At 32.7% G+C, this 22,225-nt stretch carries 25 protein-coding genes and 1 riboswitch; of the genes, 22 read left to right on the top strand and 3 right to left on the bottom strand.

Going from position 1 to position 22,225, the window contains the following annotated elements; genetic code table 11:
• The first annotated feature begins 53 nt into the window (after positions 1 to 53).
• The 9 genes from comGA (at position 54) to gcvPB (ending at position 8,374) form a co-directional block, all read left to right on the top strand.
• Entirely contained in the window at positions 54 to 1,028 is a 975-nt protein-coding gene (comGA, locus tag HMPREF3031_RS04765) for a competence type IV pilus ATPase ComGA (RefSeq protein WP_002481040.1), read from the top strand.
• Complete coding sequence (gene comGB, locus HMPREF3031_RS04760; RefSeq protein ID WP_002481039.1) at positions 1,000 to 2,073, top strand: competence type IV pilus assembly protein ComGB; 1,074 nt, start codon at positions 1,000 to 1,002, stop codon at positions 2,071 to 2,073. Before comGA ends, comGB begins: the two co-directional genes overlap by 29 nt.
• Before the next feature lie 17 nt (positions 2,074 to 2,090).
• The gene (comGC, locus tag HMPREF3031_RS04755) at positions 2,091 to 2,420 is read left to right on the top strand and encodes a competence type IV pilus major pilin ComGC (protein ID WP_002481038.1); all 330 of its coding nucleotides are present in this window, start codon (positions 2,091 to 2,093) and stop codon (positions 2,418 to 2,420) included.
• A gap of 2 nt (positions 2,421 to 2,422) precedes the next feature.
• A complete protein-coding gene (gene comGD / locus HMPREF3031_RS04750; protein ID WP_002481037.1) occupies positions 2,423 to 2,848 on the top strand; it encodes a competence type IV pilus minor pilin ComGD in 426 nt (141 codons plus the stop codon).
• 218 nt (positions 2,849 to 3,066) lie between these two features.
• Positions 3,067 to 3,561, top strand: a complete 495-nt coding sequence (comGF, locus tag HMPREF3031_RS04745) for a competence type IV pilus minor pilin ComGF (RefSeq protein ID WP_002481036.1) — start codon at positions 3,067 to 3,069, stop codon at positions 3,559 to 3,561.
• A 164-nt stretch (positions 3,562 to 3,725) separates the two neighbouring features.
• The gene (locus HMPREF3031_RS04735; RefSeq protein WP_002481034.1) at positions 3,726 to 4,265 is read left to right on the top strand and encodes a shikimate kinase; all 540 of its coding nucleotides are present in this window, start codon (positions 3,726 to 3,728) and stop codon (positions 4,263 to 4,265) included.
• Positions 4,243 to 4,362, top strand: a riboswitch (glycine riboswitch). Its footprint overlaps the gene before it by 23 nt.
• Before the next feature lie 81 nt (positions 4,363 to 4,443).
• Positions 4,444 to 5,538, top strand: a complete 1,095-nt coding sequence (gene gcvT / locus HMPREF3031_RS04730) for a glycine cleavage system aminomethyltransferase GcvT (RefSeq protein WP_002481033.1) — start codon at positions 4,444 to 4,446, stop codon at positions 5,536 to 5,538.
• A gap of 21 nt (positions 5,539 to 5,559) precedes the next feature.
• Positions 5,560 to 6,909, top strand: coding sequence for an aminomethyl-transferring glycine dehydrogenase subunit GcvPA (gcvPA, locus tag HMPREF3031_RS04725; protein WP_002481032.1), 1,350 nt, complete (start codon positions 5,560 to 5,562; stop codon positions 6,907 to 6,909).
• Positions 6,899 to 8,374, top strand: a complete 1,476-nt coding sequence (gene gcvPB, locus HMPREF3031_RS04720) for an aminomethyl-transferring glycine dehydrogenase subunit GcvPB (RefSeq protein ID WP_002481031.1) — start codon at positions 6,899 to 6,901, stop codon at positions 8,372 to 8,374. The genes gcvPA and gcvPB overlap by 11 nt, the downstream gene beginning before the upstream one ends.
• Before the next feature lie 99 nt (positions 8,375 to 8,473).
• On the opposite strand, the gene HMPREF3031_RS04715 is transcribed toward gcvPB, so the two are convergent.
• Positions 8,474 to 8,860, bottom strand: coding sequence for a rhodanese-like domain-containing protein (locus HMPREF3031_RS04715; protein ID WP_002481030.1), 387 nt, complete (start codon positions 8,858 to 8,860; stop codon positions 8,474 to 8,476).
• 224 nt (positions 8,861 to 9,084) lie between these two features.
• Here HMPREF3031_RS04715 and HMPREF3031_RS04710 point away from each other — a divergent pair, with 224 nt between their 5' ends.
• Positions 9,085 to 9,915, top strand: coding sequence for a lipoate--protein ligase family protein (locus tag HMPREF3031_RS04710; protein ID WP_002481029.1), 831 nt, complete (start codon positions 9,085 to 9,087; stop codon positions 9,913 to 9,915).
• Positions 9,916 to 9,964: 49 nt separating this feature from the next.
• On the opposite strand, the gene HMPREF3031_RS13660 is transcribed toward HMPREF3031_RS04710, so the two are convergent.
• Together HMPREF3031_RS13660 and HMPREF3031_RS04705 are read right to left on the bottom strand one after the other, a co-directional pair.
• Positions 9,965 to 10,177, bottom strand: coding sequence for an SA1362 family protein (locus tag HMPREF3031_RS13660; protein WP_002481028.1), 213 nt, complete (start codon positions 10,175 to 10,177; stop codon positions 9,965 to 9,967).
• Positions 10,178 to 10,203: 26 nt separating this feature from the next.
• Positions 10,204 to 10,791, bottom strand: coding sequence for a hypothetical protein (locus HMPREF3031_RS04705; RefSeq protein ID WP_002481027.1), 588 nt, complete (start codon positions 10,789 to 10,791; stop codon positions 10,204 to 10,206).
• A 244-nt stretch (positions 10,792 to 11,035) separates the two neighbouring features.
• Between HMPREF3031_RS04705 and HMPREF3031_RS04700 the strand changes: the two genes are divergently transcribed.
• The 12 genes from HMPREF3031_RS04700 to HMPREF3031_RS04645 all read left to right on the top strand — a co-directional run bounded on the left by HMPREF3031_RS04700 (position 11,036) and on the right by HMPREF3031_RS04645 (position 21,207).
• Positions 11,036 to 12,094, top strand: coding sequence for a M24 family metallopeptidase (locus HMPREF3031_RS04700; RefSeq protein ID WP_002481026.1), 1,059 nt, complete (start codon positions 11,036 to 11,038; stop codon positions 12,092 to 12,094).
• Between the two features lie 27 nt (positions 12,095 to 12,121).
• Complete coding sequence (gene efp / locus HMPREF3031_RS04695; protein ID WP_002481025.1) at positions 12,122 to 12,679, top strand: elongation factor P; 558 nt, start codon at positions 12,122 to 12,124, stop codon at positions 12,677 to 12,679.
• Between the two features lie 212 nt (positions 12,680 to 12,891).
• On the top strand, positions 12,892 to 13,365 hold the full coding sequence (gene accB, locus HMPREF3031_RS04690; RefSeq protein ID WP_002481024.1) for an acetyl-CoA carboxylase biotin carboxyl carrier protein: 474 nt from the start codon (positions 12,892 to 12,894) through the stop codon (positions 13,363 to 13,365).
• A gap of 2 nt (positions 13,366 to 13,367) precedes the next feature.
• Entirely contained in the window at positions 13,368 to 14,720 is a 1,353-nt protein-coding gene (accC, locus tag HMPREF3031_RS04685; RefSeq protein ID WP_002481023.1) for an acetyl-CoA carboxylase biotin carboxylase subunit, read from the top strand.
• A gap of 15 nt (positions 14,721 to 14,735) precedes the next feature.
• The gene (locus tag HMPREF3031_RS04680; RefSeq protein ID WP_002481022.1) at positions 14,736 to 15,107 is read left to right on the top strand and encodes an Asp23/Gls24 family envelope stress response protein; all 372 of its coding nucleotides are present in this window, start codon (positions 14,736 to 14,738) and stop codon (positions 15,105 to 15,107) included.
• A gap of 20 nt (positions 15,108 to 15,127) precedes the next feature.
• Entirely contained in the window at positions 15,128 to 15,517 is a 390-nt protein-coding gene (gene nusB, locus HMPREF3031_RS04675; RefSeq protein WP_002481021.1) for a transcription antitermination factor NusB, read from the top strand.
• A 15-nt stretch (positions 15,518 to 15,532) separates the two neighbouring features.
• Positions 15,533 to 16,873: an exodeoxyribonuclease VII large subunit gene (xseA, locus tag HMPREF3031_RS04670; protein WP_002481020.1), complete on the top strand. Its 1,341-nt coding sequence runs from the start codon at positions 15,533 to 15,535 to the stop codon at positions 16,871 to 16,873.
• Positions 16,866 to 17,099 carry an exodeoxyribonuclease VII small subunit gene (locus HMPREF3031_RS04665; protein ID WP_002481019.1) on the top strand — a complete coding sequence of 78 codons (234 nt, stop codon included), beginning with the start codon at positions 16,866 to 16,868 and terminating at the stop codon, positions 17,097 to 17,099. The genes xseA and HMPREF3031_RS04665 overlap by 8 nt, the downstream gene beginning before the upstream one ends.
• Entirely contained in the window at positions 17,092 to 17,967 is an 876-nt protein-coding gene (locus HMPREF3031_RS04660; RefSeq protein WP_002481018.1) for a polyprenyl synthetase family protein, read from the top strand. The genes HMPREF3031_RS04665 and HMPREF3031_RS04660 overlap by 8 nt, the downstream gene beginning before the upstream one ends.
• A 178-nt stretch (positions 17,968 to 18,145) precedes the next feature.
• The gene (ahrC, locus tag HMPREF3031_RS04655) at positions 18,146 to 18,598 is read left to right on the top strand and encodes a transcriptional regulator AhrC/ArgR (RefSeq protein WP_002481017.1); all 453 of its coding nucleotides are present in this window, start codon (positions 18,146 to 18,148) and stop codon (positions 18,596 to 18,598) included.
• 14 nt (positions 18,599 to 18,612) lie between these two features.
• Positions 18,613 to 20,289: a DNA repair protein RecN gene (gene recN / locus HMPREF3031_RS04650; RefSeq protein ID WP_002481016.1), complete on the top strand. Its 1,677-nt coding sequence runs from the start codon at positions 18,613 to 18,615 to the stop codon at positions 20,287 to 20,289.
• A 27-nt stretch (positions 20,290 to 20,316) separates the two neighbouring features.
• Positions 20,317 to 21,207 carry a phosphate acyltransferase gene (locus tag HMPREF3031_RS04645; protein WP_070724640.1) on the top strand — a complete coding sequence of 297 codons (891 nt, stop codon included), beginning with the start codon at positions 20,317 to 20,319 and terminating at the stop codon, positions 21,205 to 21,207.
• Positions 21,208 to 22,225 lie beyond the last annotated feature (1,018 nt).

Here is a 22,225-nt window from a genome sequence, read left to right as displayed (position 1 = left end):
TTAAAAGTAATATTCTCACCTCCTACGTTTGTATATGTAGGAGGTGATTTTTTATGAAAAGGCTATTTGAAAAAATTTTAATCGACGCAATCGCACAACGCGTATCAGACATTCATTTTATACCAATAGAACATGCCGTACTTATTAAGTTCAGAGTTAATGATATGTTATTAAATTATGAATCCATTGAGATAACAACGTATCAGAAGTTACTTACTTTTATGAAGTTCTTATCTGGCTTGGATGTTTCTACTTATCACCAAGCACAAAGTGGCCAAACAACTTTCAAGCATCAAATGCTTTACAATTTAAGAGTATCTACTTTGCCGCTCTCATTAGGAATGGAAAGCTGCGTTATTAGAGTTTCCCCACAGTATTTTACTCAAGAATTTGAATGTGAAGGTCCAAAACACTTTCATCACCTAATGAATAAAAAACAAGGTTTAATTTTATTTACAGGTCCAACGGGTTCAGGGAAGAGTACTATGATGTATGAAATGGTTTCTTTTGCGAAAGAAAAATTAAACCTAAACATTATTACAGTCGAAGACCCAGTAGAGAAGAGGATTCCTGGGATAACTCAAATCTCTGTAAATGAAAAAGCCGGTATCAACTATGAAAGTTCTTTCAAAGCTATTTTACGATGTGATCCAGATATTATCCTTATCGGAGAAATTCGTGAAGCATCTATTGCTAAATGTGTTATTCAAGCCTCATTAAGCGGACATTTGGTGTTGTCTACATTACATTCTAATGATTGCGAGGGTGCCTTGTTACGTTTACTAGAAATGGGCATAACACCGCAAGAGGCGCAACAAGCCATAGCCTTAATATCAAATCAAAGGCTAGTTACAAATCAATCAGGACATCGTGAACTAGCATATGAGACATTATATCAATCAGATATTCAATACTTTTTTAAAAACAATCATATGCTGCCCAAACATTTTATAAAATTAAGCAAAGTACTTAGTCAGATGAACAAAGAAGGCGTTATTTGTGAAGAAGTGTTTAAAAGATATACTTAATTCCAAGATTCGTAATAAGAAACAAATAAGTGACAAAGATCAACTCATATTATTAAACAGATTGAAAATATTACTTGATCATGGATTCACTTTGATAGAATCATTTGAATTCTTGAATATGCACATTGATTATAAAGATAAAGAAACGCGCCATACGATTATAAAATTTTTAAAAGATGGTAAGAATTGTCATTTTATCCTCTCGTTTCTAAACTATCCTCAAACTATTGTGACTCAAATATATTTTTCCGAAAAGTTCGGAAGGCTGTCTGACAGCTTAACTGAGTCATATACATTTCTAAAACAGAAATGTGAATCAAAACAACGCTTGATCAAAACAATTCAATATCCTGTGATACTAATAGGTGTATTTATGTGCATGCTGTTTGGTATCAATTATTTTATACTACCTGAATTCCAACAAATATATACCACAATGGACATTCAATTGTCTCCGCTTTTAAAGATAATGAATTATACAATCCAACATTTTCCTCACATCATTCTTTCCCTTATTGCATTTTTATCAATAATTTTCCTAATTCTATTCCAATATATAAGAAAGCTGCCAATAGAAAAACGTATCAAATTTATTATTAAACTCCCATTCATCAACACCTACTACAAGCTCTTTAAAACTTATCAAATTACAAATGAATTATCGTTGTTTTTTCGAAATGGTATTGTTTTACAGCAGATATCAAATATTTACACAGAACAGAAGATTGATTTGTTTTTAAATTACCTTGGTGATTTCATGATTAAAAATATTGAAAAAGGGATGCGATTACCTGAAATTTTACAAGCAGTTGGTTGTTTTCAAGAAGAACTTATTCATTTTATTGAACAAGGTGAAAAGAGCGGAAAAATTGATATAGAATTAAGCATCTACGCACAGATTCTTCTAAGTCAAATCGAGCGTCAAATGAACAAACAAATAAAGTTTATTCAACCAGTTATCTTTTTATTGCTAGGATTTCTAATTATTTCACTTTATCTAGTCATTATGTTGCCAATGTTCGACATGCTTCAATCCATCAAATAACAAAGAAGGAGAAACCTATGAAAAACCTTGTCAAAAACTTAAAACATAAATATTTACGAGCATTTACTTTACTAGAAATGCTTTTAGTTCTTTTAGTTATCAGCGTTTTATTGATACTCATTATTCCAAATATCGCTAAACAATCTAAGCATGTTCAAGATACTGGGTGTGAAGCACAACAAAAAATGGTGAATAGCCAAATAGAAGCTTTTACTCTGAATAAAAATAGAGCGCCTTCTTCAATCGATGAATTAGTTAGTGAAGGATTTTTAAAAGAAGGTCAAAAAACATGTAAATCTGGAAAAACGATTACAATCAGCGACGGCGAAGCTACCGTTAGTCAATAGTCATGAAAGCTTTTACTATGATTGAAACTTTGCTAGTTCTTGCGATTATTAGCCTTTTAACATATCTAAGTTTAAATGTTAAAAGCCCAACACATTTAAAAGACGTGGAAAATGAATTATTAGCTAAAAATCTTGCTGCGCAAATAATATACATGAAATCTACTGCTATTAAAAATCATGATGATGTTATACTATTTTTTAATCGTGGCAGCAATAGAATCAAAGTAATAAATCAAAATCATCAAGTAAGTTATATAACAATCACAAAAGGAGAAATAGTAAGAAGTAACAATATGGATATTGTTGTTATTAGTCCAGAAGGTGAGTTTAATCGGTTTGGATCTGTTTACATTAAGTTTAATCAAACAACATTTCGCTTTATTTTCCATATTGAGAAAGGAAGTTTAAGAATTGAAAAGACATCGTAGTAAAAATTATATCAAGGGATCTTTTATGCTTGATGCATTGACTTCGTTTTCTCTTATCATTACTTTACTTCTGATTTTCTTACCTGTATTAATTAATCAGCATTTACAGTTTCGTAAAGAAATTGAAAAAGCAGATATGTATCGCACATTAATAACGATAATTAATCGTTTTAACATAAATGAAATTCAACAAGGGATACAACTGGAGCATTATACCATTGAAAAGATTGAACAATCTATTTGTATTAAAAGCAATGAAACTGATAGTCACTACTGTTTTAAAGTTAAATCAAAAAAGAATTAAAGGCTTTACATTCATCGAAATGATTTTTGCGTTATGTATTTTTTCAATTACAATGAGTCTAATACCACCTTTATTCAAATCTGTAAAAACATTAAATAAACACATGGATGATGCATCTTTGATTCACTATGAATTTTTTGCACAAGACATATCTAGAGAGATTAAACATATACCAATAGATAAAATCAATGTCAGTAATAGACGCATAACGTTACAAGAAGATAGCAAACAAACAGCGTATATCTTTTCTAATCGTAAAATTTATAAAAATATAAATTCACGTGGAAATATAACGCTGATACAGGATATAAGTGATTTCAAAGTAACAAAAATTGACGATAAATACTTAAAGGTGGAAATGACTCTGATTGAAAACGAAGAAAAATATTACAAAGTACTATACTTATAATCTGAAAGGTTACCTGTTACCGTTTACAACAATAATTTTTATGATTTTTATTCTTATTTTGACTTCCTATAGCTATCAATATAGCTTAAAATTAAAGACAATACACAACCTTAACATCTACTACAAACAACAACTAGAACAAATTGTTGAGAAGGATGAGAAATATGAAAAACAAGGAAGTTAAAAAAGAACCCATTATTTTTATAGGATTTATGGGAACGGGCAAAACAACATTAGGAAAATATATCGCTGAAAAAGAAGGTAAGAGCTTTATTGATTTAGATCAACTTATCGAATTGCGAACACATCAAACAATCCCTGAAATCTTTGAATTAAAAGGGGAGAGTGGCTTCAGAAAATTAGAAACACAATATTTACAGGAAGCTATTAATGAATATGACATCATTTCTACTGGTGGGGGTGTGATTGAAAGCCCTGATTCTATGGAAATTTTATCCCACTATAAATTTATAATTTGGTTAGATGCAAGCATTCAACTTATATACGATAGAATTAAAAACGATAGTAATCGACCTAACGCTGCAAATAAAGCATTCGATGAATTAAAAAGGTTGTATTTATCAAGGGTTTCACGATATAATGAAATCGCATTCAGCAGAATGGATACAGACAATGATTTGAGTTTATTACATCAAAATTTGATGAATATCATTATAGCGAATGATCAGTATTGGAGAGAATGAATTATCTAAAACATTATTTGTGTTTTAGCTTGTATTCATCGCCGAAGGTGCAAGATGTTATATCGAATCTCTCAGGCAAAAGGATAATACTGTGACGCATTCCTGAAGGTAACTACAGGATAGCAATTGGCTTTGCTATCCTGTTTTTAATATTTAATCACATATAGGGGGTTGCAAGATGTCAAACGACTTAAAAAAGACACCATTATACGACCGTTTTATTGAAAGCGGAGCAAAAATTGTTGAATTCGGTGGATGGGCAATGCCTGTTCAATTTTCTAGTATCAAAGAAGAACATAACGCAGTAAGGGAAGTTATGGGAATCTTTGATGTCAGCCATATGGGCGAAGTGTTAATTGAAGGCAAAGAAGCATCAGAATTCATTCAATATGTGCTTTCAAATGATACAGATCAATTATCAGATAACAAAGCGCAATATACTGCACTTTGCAATGAAAAAGGCGGCGTGATTGATGATTTAATCACTTATAAATTAGATGATAATAAATTTTTATTAGTGGTTAATGCTGCAAATACAGATAAAGACTATGAGTGGATTAAATCTCACTCAGACAAATTTGATGTAAATGTTGAAAATGTTTCTGATCAATACGGTCAATTAGCAGTTCAAGGACCAAAAGCACGCGACTATGTTGCAAGCTTGGTTGATGTAGATGTTTCTGAAATGAAACCTTTCGAATTCAAAAAAGATGTTGAAATCTTTGGAAAAAATGTTATCTTATCTCAATCAGGTTATACTGGTGAAGACGGTTTTGAAATTTATTGCGACTCTAAAGACGTCGTAGATATTTGGGATGGTCTTTTAGAAAATGCTGATTTAAAACCAGCTGGATTAGGTGCACGTGATACTTTACGTTTAGAGGCAGGTTTACCTCTACATGGACAAGAGTTATCAGAAGATATCACACCTTATGAAGGTGGTATTGCATTTGCTGCTAAACCATTGATTGAAGCAGACTTCATTGGTAAAGACGTGTTAAAAGATCAAAAAGAAAATGGAGCAAAACTTAGATCAGTTGGTTTAGAAATGATCGAAAAAGGTATCCCAAGAACTGGCTATGATGTGCTAGACTTAAAAGGTAACAAAATTGGGCAAGTTACATCTGGTACGCAATCGCCAGCAACTGGAAAAGGCATTGCATTAGCAATGATTGACCGTGATGAATTCGAAATGGGCAAAGAAGTCATCGTTCAAGTAAGAAAACGTCAAGTCAAAGCTAAAATTGTCAAGAAAAATCAAATCAGTAAATAATTTAATGAAGGGGTGGCAGTGGTGAGTCATCGTTATATACCATTAACTGAAAAAGACAAAAAAGAAATGTTAGAAACAATCGGCGCAAGCTCAATTGAAGAATTATTTGGAGATGTGCCAAAAGAAATTTTATTGGATAGAGAGTTAGATATTCCAAATGGAGAAGATGAAACTACTTTATTCAAACGTCTTAGCAGAGTTGCTAATAAAAACATTACAAAAGAAGATCATACTTCATTCTTAGGTGCGGGTATTTATGACCATTATGCACCAGCTGTTGTAGATGCTATGATTTCACGTTCAGAATTCTATACAGCTTATACGCCTTACCAACCAGAAATTTCACAAGGGGAACTTCAAGCAATCTTTGAATTCCAAACTTTAATTTGTGAATTAACAGGTATGGATGTTGCAAACTCATCTATGTATGATGGAATCACAGCATTTGCTGAGGCATGTATTTTAGCATTAAGTCAATCTAAAAAGAATAAGATTGTTGTATCTAAAGGTTTGCATTATCAAGCATTACAAGTACTTCACACATATTCAAAAGTTAGAAGTGAATATGAAATTGTAGAAGTTGATCTAGACGGTACTGTAACTGATTTAGAAAAATTAGATGCAGCTATTGATGAAGATACAGCAGCTGTTGCTGTTCAGTATCCTAACTTCTATGGTTCTATCGAAGATTTAGAAAAAGTTAAATCATTTATTAAAAGTAAAAAGACATTATTTATTGTCTACGCAAATCCACTTTCACTTGGCTTGTTAACACCTCCAGGTGAATTCGGTGCAGATATTGTTGTAGGTGATACACAACCATTTGGTATTCCAAGTCAATTCGGTGGACCACACTGTGGTTTCTTCGCAACAACTAAAAAGTTAATGCGTAAAATCCCAGGTCGCTTAGTTGGTCAAACGAATGATGATCATGGAAACCGTGGTTTCGTATTAACGCTACAAGCGCGTGAACAACATATCCGTCGTGATAAAGCAACTTCAAACATCTGTTCAAACCAAGCTTTAAATGCTCTAGCATCTTCAATTGCTATGTCAGCTCTAGGAAAACAAGGTATTCAAGATATTGCTGAACAAAACTTTGAAAATGCTAACTATGCTAAGAAAGAGTTTGAAAAAGCAGGTGTAGAAGTATTACCAGGTACATCTTATAATGAATTCGTTATTAAGTTGGACAAACCTGTTAAAGAAGTAAATGGTCAATTATTAGAAGAAGGCATTATTGGCGGTTTCGATTTAACTGAAATCAATGACGATATGGGACATGCAATGCTAGTTGCTGTCACTGAATTAAGAACAAAAGATGAAATTGATACTTTTGTGAAGAAAGTGGGTGAGATTAATGGTCAGTAAATCAAGTCCATTAATTTTCGAACGTTCAAGAGCAGGAAGATATGCATACTCTCTTCCGAAAAAAGAGATTGATACAAATGCAGTTGAAGAATTATTAGATGATAAATTCATCCGTAAAAACAAAGCAGAATTCCCTGAAGTATCAGAATTAGACTTAGTAAGACACTATACTGAGTTATCTAACAAGAACTTCGGTGTAGATACTGGTTTCTATCCTTTAGGTTCATGTACAATGAAGTACAACCCTAAAATCAATGAAAAAGTAGCACGTATTCCTGGATTTGCTGAAGCACATCCATTACAAGAAGAATCTCAAATTCAAGGTTCTTTAGAAATCATTCATAGCTTACAAGAAGAATTAAAAGAAATTACAGGCATGGATGAAGTAACATTACAACCTGCAGCAGGTGCACATGGTGAGTGGACTGCATTAATGATTTTCAAAGCTTATCATGAAAAAAACGGTGAAGGTCACCGTGATGAAGTCATTGTACCTGACTCAGCACATGGTACAAACCCTGCTTCTGCAGCTTTCGCTGGCTTCAAATCAGTTACAGTTAAATCTGATGAAAACGGCGAAGTAGACGTAGAAGATTTAAAAACTCTTGTTAATGAAAATACAGCAGCAATTATGTTAACAAACCCTAATACTTTAGGTATCTTTGAACATAACATTATGGAAATTGGAAAAATTGTTCATGATGCTGGCGGCTTATTATACTATGATGGCGCAAATTTAAACGCGATTATGGATAAAGTAAGACCTGGAGACATGGGCTTTGATGCTGTTCACTTGAACTTACACAAGACATTCACTGGGCCTCACGGCGGTGGTGGACCAGGTTCAGGTCCTGTTGGAGTTAAAAAAGAACTTGCTAGCTTCTTACCAAAACCAATGGTAATCAAAGATGGCGACACTTATAAATATGACAACGATATTAAAGATTCTATCGGTCGTGTTAAACCATTCTACGGTAACTTTGGAATCTACTTACGTGCTTATACGTATATTAGAACAATGGGTAACATTGGTCTTAAAGAAGTTTCAGAAGCAGCAGTGCTTAATGCCAACTACATTAAAGCACGTCTGAAAGATGCATTTGAAATTCCATATAACCAATATTGTAAACACGAATTCGTATTAAGTGGATCTAAGCAGAAAAAAGAAGGCGTTCGTACATTAGATATGGCGAAACGTTTATTAGACTTCGGTGTTCATCCACCTACAATTTACTTCCCGCTTAATGTGGAAGAAGGTATGATGATTGAACCTACAGAAACAGAATCTAAAGAAACATTAGATTACTTCTGTGATGCATTAATTCAAATCGCTGAAGAAGCAAAAGAAGATCCAGATAAAGTGCTTGAAGCACCTCATAATACAGTAATCGATAGACTTGATGAGACTAAGGCTGCTAGACATCCAGTCTTGAAATTCGAAAACTTACACGAAGAAAAACTTTAATATCAATAATAATTAAACCCTCGTTTTTAATGAACGAGGGTTTTCTTCATGAAAAAAGCAGCAATGACAATTCATCGCTGCTACATTTTAATTATAATGCTATTTTTTTGATTTAACTTTCCCGGTCCATTTTTTGTAACCGCCTTTAAGCATGTAGATATCTCTATATCCATTTTTTCTTAAAATACGCGCTGCTCTATAACTTGCTACACCATTGGCATCGCATAAATAAATAGGCTGATCCTTTCTTAGACCTTTAAATCGTTGACTAAAAAGCGTCATAGGAATGTTTCTGGCACCAATAATATGGCCATAATCATAGTCAACTTTTTCTCTTACATCAATCACTTGAGCTTTACGTAAACCTTTATGGAATTCTTCTTGATCTAATTCTGTTACAGCTCTTTTATTGATGAAAAATTGGATTAACATATATACAGCAATAATAACTAAAACAGCTAAAATGATTATCCAAAAGCTATTCATCTTGCTTCCTCCTATATTTACCGATACTACAATTATAAGACTGTTTCACTCATTTATCAAAAAGTTTTTCTCAGAAATGAACCGAGATTTCATTTTGTACAAAAATGCAAATCAGATTTAATATTTACTGAAGAAAATCCAGCCATGAATATTAATCAAATATGCTGTATGTATGGTAATATACATACATATAGTTAAATACAAGGTGATTGGAGATTTTAAAATTGACAGAAACATGGAATTTTATTAATTCGGGCAGTCATGACCCATTTTATAATATGGCTATGGATGAAGCTTTATTAAACTTTGTATCCAGAGGTGAAATCGATCCTGTCATCAGATTTTATACATGGGATCCAGCAACGCTTTCTATTGGTTATTTCCAAAGATTAAAGAAAGAAATTGATATTGAAAAGGTCAAAGAAAAAGGCTATGGCTTAGTAAGACGACAAACAGGTGGAAGAGGCGTGTTACACGATAAAGAACTAACATATAGCGTAATCGTTCCTGAGTCTCATCCTAATATGCCTAAAACAGTTACAGAAGCATACAGAGTCATTTCACAAGGTTTATTAGAGGGATTTAAGTTATTAGGCTTCGACGCTTATTTTGCTGTTCCTAAAAGTAAAGAAGAAAGAGAAAAATTGAAACAACCAAGAAGTTCTGTTTGCTTTGATGCTCCAAGCTGGTATGAACTCGTCGTAGAAGGAAGAAAAATTGCAGGTAGCGCACAAACTAGACAAAAAGGCGTTATACTTCAACATGGTTCTATTTTAAAAGATATTGATATTGATGACTTATTTGATATGTTTATCTTTAAAAATGACCGCTTAAAAGATAAAATGAAGCAAGCTTTTGTAGATAAAGCTGTTGCGATAAATGATATTTCGGATAAAACAATTTCGATTGAAGAAATGGAAGTAGCATTTGAAAAAGGATTCCAAAAAGGGTTGAATATTAACTTTAAACCATTAGAACTTACTAAAGAACAACAAGCTGAAGTAAAAGAACTTGCAGAAAAATACAAATCTGAAGAGTGGACTTATAGAAAATAAGTAAAATCCCCTGAACCTCTATTTAAACGGTGGTCAGGGGATTTCATTTTTATTTACGACGGTTTCTATATTTCCATTTTGCTATTTTATATTTCCTTTGATCTTTTGTTAAAAAGAAGAAGAAATACAGTAAGTAAGCAATACCTGCGATAATAGCTAAGCTAATTATCGTTCTTACAAGGGAAAATAATATTGAATCTATGTTCAATATTAACCCGATAAGCGCAATTAATAATATGAGATAAAATAATACTTTACGCATGTTTTCACCTTTCAATACTTCTTGCTTTATGAATTAGTTTTACTAACTTTAATTTGTGCTAATTCTTGTTGGCCTTGTTTTATTTTCTTATCACTTTTTGTAGAGTAACCATCTCTGATAGTTTTAAATGCACTGACCAACTTATTATTAAGTTCTTCAATGTTTTTATTATCAGATTTATCTTTATCAGACATACTACTTTTTTCAAGATCGATTTTGTATTTATCATGTGCACTTTGTAAATCAGTGACTATTTTATCGAGTTTGCTGACCACAGCTTCTTTTCGTTTATTCTTTTGGACATCACTTTCAATTTTGTGATAATCCTTTAATGTATCAGTCACTTTTTGATAGTAATCTGATGTCGCGTTAGCATTTTTGGTTTTCATGCTATTTTGTGCTGCTTCTTTAGTATTCTTTTTATCAGCGCCGAGTTGTTTTTCTTTATCTTTTAAATCACTGATATTTTGCTCTAGTTCTTGGTTTTCTAATTTTAATTGATGATTATCATCTCTTAATTTAGTAGTTTTTTGTTCAAGTGGACCTAAGTTTTGACTCCCGCAGCCCGTTAGTAAAATCGTTGCTCCAATAATCGAAATAAATTTCTTTTTCATAACCTTCTCCTAATTCAAAAGCAAATATTATAGCAATATTTTATCATATTTAGTTCTCAGATTCTTATATTTCAGTTTGCACTTTAATTTTCTTATACTTTTTGGGAATTCTTCTTTGATATAAGGTATAAAAGCTTATAGTTCTATGCGCTTTGTGATAAACTTTGGTTATAATAAAAGTGATATAGTCACTATCACAGCTCCATAAAATTACATGATTAAGAATGACATAGGAGGAGTATGTATGTCTAGAATTGAAAAAGTAAATCAAATTATTTCAGAAAAAAATTTAGATGCGTTAGTTGTATTATCTGATTACAACCGCCGTTATTTATCAGGGTTTACTGGTACGAGCGGTGCATTAGTAATTACACCTAAGCGTCGCATCTTGATCACGGATTTCCGTTATATCGATCAAGCTACAAATCAAGCTTCTGAATTTGAAATTGTGAATCGTTCTGCAGGTTTAATTGACGAAGTTAAAGATGTTCTCGAACAAAACCAAGTGAAATATGCAGGCTTTGAAGGGCACATCGTAAGCTATGATACATTCCAACAATTAAATGATTCAGACGTTGAATATCAAAGTGTCGGTAATGTAATTGAAGAAATCAGAGCTATTAAAGATCAATCAGAAATTGATACGATTCAAAAAGCTGCAGATATTGTAGACAAAACGTATGAACATATTTTAAGTATCGCAAAAGCAGGAATGACTGAACAAGAATTAAAAGCTGAATTAGAAAGTAAAATGTTAAAATTAGGAGCAAGCGGTCCTTCATTTGACACGATCGTTGCTTCAGGATATCGAGGTGCTTTACCACACGGTGTAGCAAGCGATAAAGTGATTGAAGAAGGCGAGTTGATCACTTTAGATTTTGGTGCATATTATAATGGTTATGTATCTGATATCACACGTACTTTTGCAATTGGCCAACCAGATCCTAAACTAGTAGAAGCTTATAATATTGTATTAGAAGCACAGAAAGCTGCAGTCGCACAAATTAAAGCAGGAATGACAGGTAAAGAGGCAGATGCTATCGCACGTGATATTATCGCAAGTTACGGTTATGGAGATAATTTCGGACATTCAACAGGTCATGGTATTGGTTTAGAAATTCATGAACAACCAATGCTTGCAAAACAATCTGATTATGTATTAGTTCCAAATAATTGCGTAACGGTAGAACCGGGTATCTATATAGAGGGACTGGGTGGCATCAGAATAGAAGATGACATCTTAATCACAGAAAATGGTAATGAAGTCTTTACTAAATGCACAAAAGACCTTATTATTTTATAATGAAAGCGTATATGAGGAGGAAACTGAATGATTTCGGTTAATGATTTTAAAACAGGTTTAACAATATCTGTTGATAATGGTATTTGGAAAGTTATTGATTTCCAACATGTAAAACCAGGTAAAGGTTCAGCATTTGTTCGCTCTAAATTAAGAAACTTAAGAACTGGCGCAATTCAAGAAAAAACATTCCGCGCAGGTGAAAAAGTAGAACAAGCAATGATTGAAAACCACCGTATGCAATATTTATATGCAGATGGTGACACTCATGTATTTATGGACAATCAAACATTTGAACAAACTGAATTGCCTGGAGATTATTTAGAAGAAGCATTAAAATACTTGAAAGCAAACATGGAAGTTCAAATCCAAACTTATGAAGGCGAAACGATTGGTGTAGAATTACCAAAAACTGTTGAGCTTACTGTAACAGAAACTGAGCCTGGTATTAAAGGTGATACTGCAACTGGTGCAACTAAATCAGCTACAGTAGAGACTGGATATACGCTTAACGTGCCTCTATTCGTTAACGAAGGAGACGTTCTCGTAATCAACACTGGCGACGGCAGTTACGTTTCAAGAGCCTAAATTTTAAATCACCCCTTTTCTGACATCCTATCCATTAATGATTATCAGCAATTTTATGCTGATGGATTCGATGAATGAAAGGGGTTCTTTTATTTTATTATCGTTAAATTACACGATGAGAAAGTTTAAAGTTACAGTGATATGCTTGAATTGATAATTTCAGTCAAGTAAAATATACAAGAAGAGTAAAAACAATCTGAAGGAGCAGTACTATGAATTTTAAAGAAATCAAGGAATTAATTGAAATACTAGATAATTCAAATCTTACTGAAATTAATATAGAAGATAACAAGGGAAGTATCATTAATTTAAAGAAAGAGAAAGAAAGAGAAATCATTACACCACAAATTTCTCAACAAGCTTTCCCTGCACAAGCAGCTGCGCCAGCACCTGTTCAAAATGATTCAGCTGTCAGCGAAGCTTCTTCTGCTGCAAATTCAGAAGCTGATCAGGGGAAAACAATTAACGCACCAATGGTAGGAACATTCTATAAATCACCGTCACCAGAAGAAGAAGCTTATGTAAAAGTTGGGGATACTGTATCAAACGATTCAACAGTATGTATTTTAGAAGCTATGAAGTTATTTAATGAGATTCAAGCAGAAGTTTCTGGGGAAATTACTGAAATCTTAGTTGAAGACGGACAAATGGTAGAGTATGGCCAACCGTTATTTAAGGTGAAATAATTATGAAAAAAGTTTTAATTGCCAATCGCGGTGAAATTGCCGTTAGAATCATCAGAGCGTGTAAAGACTTAGGGTTACACACAGTTGCAATTTATTCTGAAGGGGATAAAGAAGCACTACATACTCAAATTGCTGATGAAGCGTACTGTGTGGGTCCTACACAATCTAAAGATTCATATTTAAACATTCCAAATATCTTATCTATTGCTACTTCTACTGGATGCGATGCAGTTCATCCTGGGTATGGATTCTTAGCAGAAAATGGGGATTTTGCAGAATTATGCGAAGCGTGTCAACTTAAGTTTGTTGGTCCAAGTTACGAATCTATTCAAAAGATGGGGATCAAAGACGTAGCCAAAGATGAAATGATTAACGCAAACGTACCAGTTGTTCCAGGTAGTGACGGACTAGTAGATTCAATCGAAGACGCTAAGAAAACAGCGGAAGAAATCGGTTATCCCGTTATCATTAAAGCTACTGCAGGCGGTGGTGGTAAAGGTATTCGTGTAGCTAGAGATGAAAAAGAATTAGAAAATGGCTACAAAATGACACAACAAGAAGCAGAAACTGCCTTTGGTAATGGCGGACTTTATCTTGAAAAATTCATTGAGAATTTCCGTCATATCGAATTCCAAATTATTGGTGACCAGTTTGGTAATGTGATTCAGTTAGGAGAACGTGACTGTACAATTCAACGAAGAATGCAAAAACTTGTCGAAGAAGCACCGTCACCTATATTAACTCCTGAAAAAAGACATGAAATGGGTCAAGCATCTATCAGAGCTGCTAAAGCAGTAAACTATGAAAATGCAGGTACAATTGAATATATTTATGACTTAGATACTGATGAATATTACTTCATGGAGATGAATACTAGGATTCAAGTTGAACACCCTGTTACAGAAATGGTAACCGGGATTGATTTAGTCAAATTACAATTATTAGTTGCTATGGGTGAGCCATTGCCTTTCACTCAAGATGATATTAAAATCAATGGTCATGCAATGGAATTTCGTATTAACGCTGAAAACCCTTATAAAAACTTTATGCCATCACCAGGTAAAATCACACAATATTTAGCACCAGGCGGTTACGGAGTAAGAATAGAATCAGCTTGTTACACAAACTATACTATTCCACCTTATTACGATTCTATGGTTGCTAAATTAATTGTGCATGAACCTACACGTGAAGAAACAATTATGGCAGGTCTACGTGCTTTAAGCGAGTTCTTAGTATTAGGCATAGACACAACAATACCATTCCATATTCGTTTATTAGAAAACGAAATTTTCAATAGTGGACAATATAGCACTAAATTCTTAGAGCAAAATGATATTATGAAAGAAGATTAAGAAGGAGGCATTCACATGGTTAAAGTATCCAAAGATACACATGCACATTTAGGCAGAGTAGAAATTTCTCCAGAAGTACTAATCTCAATTGCAAGTATTGCAACATCTGAAATAGATGGATTAACTGGACACTTTGCTGAAATCAAAAATGCTTCACCTGAAAAGTTGAATCGTAAAAATTTAACTAAAGGTATTAAACTTGAAACAAAAGAAGATGGAATTTATATAGATGTATTCTGTGAGTTTAAGTATGGTATCAACATCTCTCAAACAGCATTGAAAATTCAACAAACAATTTTCAATTCCCTCAGCAATATGACAACTATAGTTCCTAAACAAGTCAACGTTCATATTACGCATATTGAAGTTGAAAATAACAAGAAATAAGTAACAAAGGAGCACGCTCAATGAGTCGTAAAGAATCAAGAAGCCAAGCATTTCAAGCACTGTTTCAACTTGAAATGAAGAATACAGATTTATCTATAGATGAAGCCATTAATTTTATTAAAGATGATTACCCAGATTTAGAATTCGATTTTATTCATTGGTTAGTATCAGGCGTAAAAGATCATGAACCTGTACTCGATCAAAAAATCCAAGAGAATTTAAAAGATTGGAAAATCTCTCGTTTATTGAAATCAGACCGTATCATTTTAAGAATTGCAGCTTTTGAACTAGAGCATAGTGATACACCACCAAAAGTGGTTATTAACGAAGCTGTTGAACTTGCTAAACAATTTAGTGACGAAGACCATTATCGTTTTATCAACGGTGTATTAAGTAATTTAAATCAATAGGATAGAGTGATAAGTATGTCCGATTATTTAAGCGTTACAGCCTTAACTAAATATATCAAATATAAATTCGACCAAGATCCGCATCTGCAATCAGTTTTATTAAAAGGTGAATTATCTAACTTTAAACGTCATAGTAGCGGTCACTTATATTTTAATTTAAAAGATAATAATAGCGTCGTAAACGCTATGATGTTTAAAGCACAAGCTAATAAACTAGATTTCACACCCAAAGAAGGTGATGAAGTTTTAATAGAAGCACGCGTGAGTGTTTACGAAAGACGTGGGAATTATCAAATTTATGTAAATAAAATGCATTTAGACGGAATTGGCAACTTATATCAACGTCTAGAAGAACTTAAAAAGGCCTTAACTAAGCAAGGTTTATTTGATATGAGCCACAAAAAGCCGATACCTAAGTTCCCTAAAAAAATTGCAGTGCTTACCGCGAGTACAGGTGCGGCAATACGAGATATTCACTCTACAATAAACAGTCGATTTCCATTAGTAGAACAAATTCAAATTAGTACATTAGTTCAAGGCGAACAAGCTAAAAATGATATTGTAGAAAAATTACAATATGCTGATACTCTTGGTGCAGATGTCATCATTTTAGGACGTGGTGGAGGATCTATTGAGGATTTATGGAATTTCAATGAAGAAGATGTAGTACGAGCAATCTTTAATACACAAACTCCTGTTATCTCAGCAGTAGGTCACGAAACAGATTTCACATTAAGCGATTTTGTAGCTGATGTAAGGGCTGCTACACCAACTCAAGCTGCTGTCATTGCAACACCTGATCAAGTTGAGCTGACACAATACATCAAACAAATAGAGTTAAGTCTATCCAGACACATCGTCCAATTAATTAATAATAAGAAAAAACATTTAGAACATGTAGCTTCTTATTATAAATTTAAACAGCCATCGTTGTTGTATGATCAACAAATCCAACGACGAGATGAATTAGAAAAACAACTAAGTCTTGCGATGACTAATCATTTGACTCATTTACGACAACGTATTGATTTGCTAAACAGTCGCATAAACGTTAGAGATTTAAAACAACATACGCAACAAGCTATTTTAAACAAATCTCAACTTGATAAGGTATTAAACAAATCAATAAATAATATTTTGAGTAATGCTAAAACGATGTTGACACAGCGATTAGAAAATTTAAATAATTTAAGTCCAACCAATACAATGTTGCGCGGTTACACGATTGTCAATAAAGATGAACAAGTTATTACAAGTACGCAATCATTAAAAACTAATGACCACATCAGTTTAACCATGAAAGATGGCGAAGTTGATGCAATAGTTAAGAAAGTTAGGTGCAATAAAGATGAGTAATGAGCAAAGTTTCGAAAATATGATGGAAGAGTTAGAAAACATCGTAAAAAAATTAGATAATGAAACAGTTTCTTTGGAAGAAGCATTAGACTTATATCAAAGAGGAATGAAGCTTTCAGCATCTTGTGATGAAACATTGAAAAATGCTGAAAAGAAAGTAAATGAACTCATGAAATCTAATGATGGAGAACAAGCTGAGACATCAGCTGAGAATGAAAATGAATAAAATGATTGAACTAATCAACCAACAATTACTAGAAACAATTCCTGATTCAGCTCTCGGCACTAATTTAGAAGAAAGTATGCGTTATTCTCTTGAAGCTGGAGGAAAACGTATACGACCAGTCCTATTATTAGAAACTTTAAAAATGCTGTCTAAAAACCATACTTACACTAAGGGTATTCGTACCGCATTAGCGTTAGAAATGGTGCACACATACTCGCTCATACATGATGATTTGCCTGCTATGGATGATGACGATTATCGTAGAGGCAAATTAACAAATCATAAAGTATACGGTGAGTGGAAAGCATTATTAGCTGGGGATGCGTTATTAACAAAAGCTTTTAACTTAATAAGCACAGATAATGCAATTGATGCTGAAACTAAAGTAGCTTTAACATCCCAACTTTCTGATGCGAGTGGTCATTTAGGTATGATTGGCGGACAAACATTAGATATGGAAAGTGAAAATAAAAAAATATCTTTAGAGACTTTACAACAAATCCATCGTGAAAAAACCGGTGCTTTACTGTCTTTCGCAATCAATGCCGCAGCAACAATCGCAAAAGTTGATACTGAAGTATCCGAGATTCTTGATACGTATAGTGAACATTTAGGTTTAATTTTCCAAATTAAAGATGATTTACTCGATGTCTATGGAGATGCTGAAAAATTAGGTAAGCCTGTTGGCAGCGATGAGAAAAATCATAAAAGCACTTATGTGACTTTACTTGGTCTAGAAAAAACAGAACAACGACTTCAATATCACGTTGAGCAAGCGAACCAATGTTTGAAACAATTATCTGATAAACAATATGATACAACTGAGCTTGAAAGTCTGACACAGTTGTTCTATAAACGTGATCACTAAAATTATAAGCTGAGTCCTAATATTCAATTTAGACTTAGCTTATTTCTATTTATGAACTTTTATAAATATGCACTATTGTTGGATATTAATAAGCGATATAAGAAGAAAATAAAAGCATTTTGTTTGAACATGTGATACTATGAATGTATAAATATTCGTAATTTGAGGTGTAAGAAAAGTGGCTAAAAAATCAGTAAGACACATAAAAATTAGAGAAATCATATCCACTGAGCAGGTTGAAACTCAAGATGAATTAGTAAAACGTTTAAATTCATTTGATCTGAATGTGACACAAGCAACGGTTTCACGAGATATTAAAGAATTACAGTTAATCAAAGTACCTGCCCCGACAGGTCAATATATTTATAGTTTGCCAAATGATAGAAAATACCATCCGTTAGAGAAACTTGGACGTTATTTAATGGATTCCTTTGTAAATATTGAGGGTACAGGTAATTTATTAGTATTAAAAACACTTCCAGGTAATGCTCAATCAATCGGTGCTATCTTAGACCAAATCGATTGGGATGAAGTACTCGGCACTATTTGTGGTGATGATACTTGCTTACTCATTTGTCACGATGAGGATGCTGCAAATGCTATCAAAACACGTATTTTTAATTTGTTATAAGGAAGCGATAAGCCATGTTACAAACACTAACAATTAAACAGTTTGCTATCATTGATGAATTAGAAATTAACTTTGGAAACGGATTAACCGTATTAAGCGGTGAAACAGGTTCAGGGAAATCTATTATCATCGATGCTATTGGACAACTTATAGGCATGCGTGCATCTTCAGATTTTGTTCGTCATGGCGAAAAAAAAGCAACCATAGAAGGTATCTTTGATATTGATAATAATCCCGAAGTGATTAGAACCTTGAACGAATTAGAAGTTGATGCTGATGAAGATTTCTTAATCGTTAAAAGGGAGATCTTCAGTTCAGGTAAAAGTTTGTGCAAAGTAAATAACCAAACAGTAACATTGCATGATTTACGTTTAATTATGCAAGAATTACTTGATATCCATGGTCAACACGAGACACAATCACTGTTAAAACAAAAGTACCATCTTCAACTGATTGATTCATATTCAGATGGCAAATATGATGATATTTTAAAACAATATCAAAATACGTATCAAACTTTTAAAGATAAAACACGTGAACTCGATGAGTTGGAATCTGCTGATCAAGCTTTATTACAAAGGTTAGATCTAATGAAGTTCCAAGCTGATGAACTATCTGAAGCCAATTTACAAGAAGGCGAAGTTGAACAACTTGAAGCTGATATTAAACGCATTCAGAATTCTGAAAATTTAAGTTTGGCTTTAAATGCTGCACATGCAACTTTAACAGATGAACAAGCTATCCCGGATCGTTTATATGAATTGAGTCTGCAACTTGCGAACATTGATGAAATTATTCCTAAAAAGTTCACCGAACTTAAAGAGCAAGTCGACCAATTTTACTATACGTTAGAGGATGCTAAGCATGAGTTGTATGATGAATTATTAAATACAGAATTTGATGAACAGTATTTAAATGAACTAGAATCTCGTATGAATTTACTAAATAATCTTAAAAGAAAATACGGTAAAGATATTTCTAGTTTAATTCAGTATCAAGCTAAACTAGATGATGAGATTAACAAAATAGAAAATTATGAGCAAAGTACAGCAAACTTAAAAGAAGAGATTACTCAGTTACAAAAACAATTAAATAAAGAAGGTCAAATGCTTTCAAAAGAAAGAAGAAAAGTGGCGCGTGAACTAAGAGATCATATTGTAGAAGAAATTCAAAATTTACAAATGAAAGATGCCAATCTCGAAATCTCATTCAAACCTTTAGATGAACCGAATGCAGAGGGTATAGAAAAAATAGAAATATTAATCAGCCCTAACAAAGGGGAACCACTTAAAAGCTTGGCTAAAATTGCTTCGGGCGGAGAATTATCTCGTATCATGTTAGCTTTAAAAAGTATTTTTGTTAAATCTAGAGGTCAAACTGCTATACTATTTGATGAAGTTGATTCTGGTGTTTCTGGTATTGCAGCTCAAAAAATGGCTGAAAAAATGCGTGCAATTTCTGAATATATTCAAGTTATATGTATCTCACACTTACCACAAGTAGCATCTATGAGTGATCATCACTTACTAATCAGCAAAGCATCACAAGATGATAGAACAACAACACATGTTGAAGAATTAACTGGAGAAAATCGTATAGATGAAGTTGCACGAATGATTTCTGGTGCTAATGTGACGAAATTGACAAGAGAAAATGCTAAAGAAATGATAGAGCAAAATCATGCGCTGTAATCTATTTGAAATGAGGGGAGATTAACTATGGAATTCGAAACATTGATCTCTAATACTAAAGAGTTACAAGGTAACATTGGTGTTTTATTTGCGAATGACAAGAAAACAATAGCTGCGATTGTACAATTGCTTAAACAAACAAAATGCCATGTTACGCTCTACGGTACTAAAGATCCAACTGAATTAATACGTTCTTTTAATATAGAAGGGGACTTATTAAGTCGTATACACTTACGAACATTTCACGAGCGTGAGGATGTCTTTAAGAAGTGTGCAGATGATTTAAACTCAGAACAAACTCATGTTTTAATGAAGGGTAACTTACCATCATCAGAAATCTTATCTTTTGTACTAAAACATAAGTCATTTATGGATGAACGACGTTTCTTAAATCATGTATCATGTTTCGATATTCCTTCATATCACAAAATGTTAATCATTAGTGATGTTGCTTTAAATGTAAAGCCTAGCATAGATGATCGTATTCATATGATTGAAAATATTGAAAGCTTTGCGAAGAATATTGGTTATAAAAGTTTAAATGTGGGATTATTATCATCATTAGAGCATCCCACAACCAAAATTCCTTCATCAGTAGATGCTGCAGAAATTGCCGCACACTTTAAACAACATAATTTTTTAAAGGTTGAAGGACCATTCGCCTTTGATAACGCGATTGATAAAGAAAGTGCAATTGAAAAGGGTATTGAATCTGAAATCGCTGGTGATGTTGACGCGTTGATTGTTCCACATCTTGATGTCGGCAACACACTCTATAAATCATTAACTTATTTTGCAAATGCCCAAACGGCTAATTTAATTTTAGGATCGAAATTCCCGATTGTTTTAACGTCTCGCGCAGATTCTATACAAAACAAAGTTAATTCAGCTATTTTGGCACTGCATACATTAAAATAGACATATGAAAAATTCCATTGAAATCTAACTTTTTACTAAATAGGAACAGGATGAGTAAATTCATTTCTGTTCCTATTTTCATGAATAATAGTATCAATTCCTCAGAATAAAGTACGATTTTTCTTAAAAGCAAAGATATTTCAAATAAATCCTTTTAACGATTTAATTTCAGATTTTAAATATTTATTGCACCATGAAGAGATTTTTTTGATAGTTGTACTTTCTGTACTTGTAAACTTTTTCTTGCAGCTTATAACTTACTACTGCCATTTAGTAATCAAATATTTCCTGATATAGCAATAGGTTTATATGGTTCATTTTTAACTGCTGAAGCTATTGGTGAAATAATTGGCGCATAAATAATAAGAATATCAAAAAAGATCTACCAATTCAGAAATTGATGACTTTATTAGGAATTTCAGGAACCTCATTAAGTGTTTGCCCAATTGTATATTTATTACTACATATCTATTTTGTGATTCTACTCATACCATTAATTTTCAATTTATTTTTAACAATGTTTAACATACAAATCTTTTCATATACTTAAAGAAATGTTGAAGACATATATTTAGGAAGAGTTTTTGGGATTATATTTTCAGTTGCAATACTATTTATGCCGTTAGGAACTTGGGTGTTTTCTTCTATAATGAAACCTACTAATCTATTCAATTTCTCAATTGTTGGAATAGCCATAGTTATGTTATCCATCATTTTCAGATTCATATTAGGTTTTCGTCATAACTAATCTTTTGTATCAAAATTAAATCATGACATACAAATCTATTATGTGATATTCAGGTTTCTATAACGTTTAAGGTTAATGAATTAAAAAGTACGATTTTCATTTGTCAGTGAAAGTCGTATTTTTATTTTGTTTTTAGAGATTTAAACTGCAAAATAACTATTTGAGGGTAACAAGTCATTACTTTTATAGGGGATTACTTTTAATTGAATACTAGATTAAGGTAAAATATAAAGGGTAGTTTTGAGAAAACATGAATACTGCATCATGAAT

It is taken from the genome of Staphylococcus sp. HMSC072B07, assembly GCF_001815505.1.
Lineage (GTDB): Bacteria > Bacillota > Bacilli > Staphylococcales > Staphylococcaceae > Staphylococcus > Staphylococcus simulans.
This window is presented reverse-complemented; position numbering and strand designations above follow the sequence as displayed.

Bases quoted from the DNA above. Each gene is read 5' to 3' on its own strand.
- comGA (WP_002481040.1), top strand. From the start codon at position 54: ATGAAAAGGCTATTTGAAAAAATTTTAATCGACGCAATCGCACAACGC.
- comGC (WP_002481038.1), top strand. From the start codon at position 2,091: ATGAAAAACCTTGTCAAAAACTTAAAACATAAATATTTACGAGCATTT.
- comGD (WP_002481037.1), top strand. From the start codon at position 2,423: ATGAAAGCTTTTACTATGATTGAAACTTTGCTAGTTCTTGCGATTATT.
- HMPREF3031_RS04735 (WP_002481034.1), top strand. From the start codon at position 3,726: ATGAAAAACAAGGAAGTTAAAAAAGAACCCATTATTTTTATAGGATTT.
- gcvT (WP_002481033.1), top strand. From the start codon at position 4,444: ATGTCAAACGACTTAAAAAAGACACCATTATACGACCGTTTTATTGAA.
- gcvPB (WP_002481031.1), top strand. From the start codon at position 6,899: ATGGTCAGTAAATCAAGTCCATTAATTTTCGAACGTTCAAGAGCAGGA.
- HMPREF3031_RS04715 (WP_002481030.1), bottom strand. From the start codon at position 8,860: ATGAATAGCTTTTGGATAATCATTTTAGCTGTTTTAGTTATTATTGCT.
- HMPREF3031_RS13660 (WP_002481028.1), bottom strand. From the start codon at position 10,177: ATGCGTAAAGTATTATTTTATCTCATATTATTAATTGCGCTTATCGGG.
- HMPREF3031_RS04705 (WP_002481027.1), bottom strand. From the start codon at position 10,791: ATGAAAAAGAAATTTATTTCGATTATTGGAGCAACGATTTTACTAACG.
- HMPREF3031_RS04700 (WP_002481026.1), top strand. From the start codon at position 11,036: ATGTCTAGAATTGAAAAAGTAAATCAAATTATTTCAGAAAAAAATTTA.
- efp (WP_002481025.1), top strand. From the start codon at position 12,122: ATGATTTCGGTTAATGATTTTAAAACAGGTTTAACAATATCTGTTGAT.
- accB (WP_002481024.1), top strand. From the start codon at position 12,892: ATGAATTTTAAAGAAATCAAGGAATTAATTGAAATACTAGATAATTCA.
- accC (WP_002481023.1), top strand. From the start codon at position 13,368: ATGAAAAAAGTTTTAATTGCCAATCGCGGTGAAATTGCCGTTAGAATC.
- HMPREF3031_RS04680 (WP_002481022.1), top strand. From the start codon at position 14,736: ATGGTTAAAGTATCCAAAGATACACATGCACATTTAGGCAGAGTAGAA.
- nusB (WP_002481021.1), top strand. From the start codon at position 15,128: ATGAGTCGTAAAGAATCAAGAAGCCAAGCATTTCAAGCACTGTTTCAA.
- xseA (WP_002481020.1), top strand. From the start codon at position 15,533: ATGTCCGATTATTTAAGCGTTACAGCCTTAACTAAATATATCAAATAT.
- HMPREF3031_RS04665 (WP_002481019.1), top strand. From the start codon at position 16,866: ATGAGTAATGAGCAAAGTTTCGAAAATATGATGGAAGAGTTAGAAAAC.
- HMPREF3031_RS04660 (WP_002481018.1), top strand. From the start codon at position 17,092: ATGAATAAAATGATTGAACTAATCAACCAACAATTACTAGAAACAATT.
- recN (WP_002481016.1), top strand. From the start codon at position 18,613: ATGTTACAAACACTAACAATTAAACAGTTTGCTATCATTGATGAATTA.
- HMPREF3031_RS04645 (WP_070724640.1), top strand. From the start codon at position 20,317: ATGGAATTCGAAACATTGATCTCTAATACTAAAGAGTTACAAGGTAAC.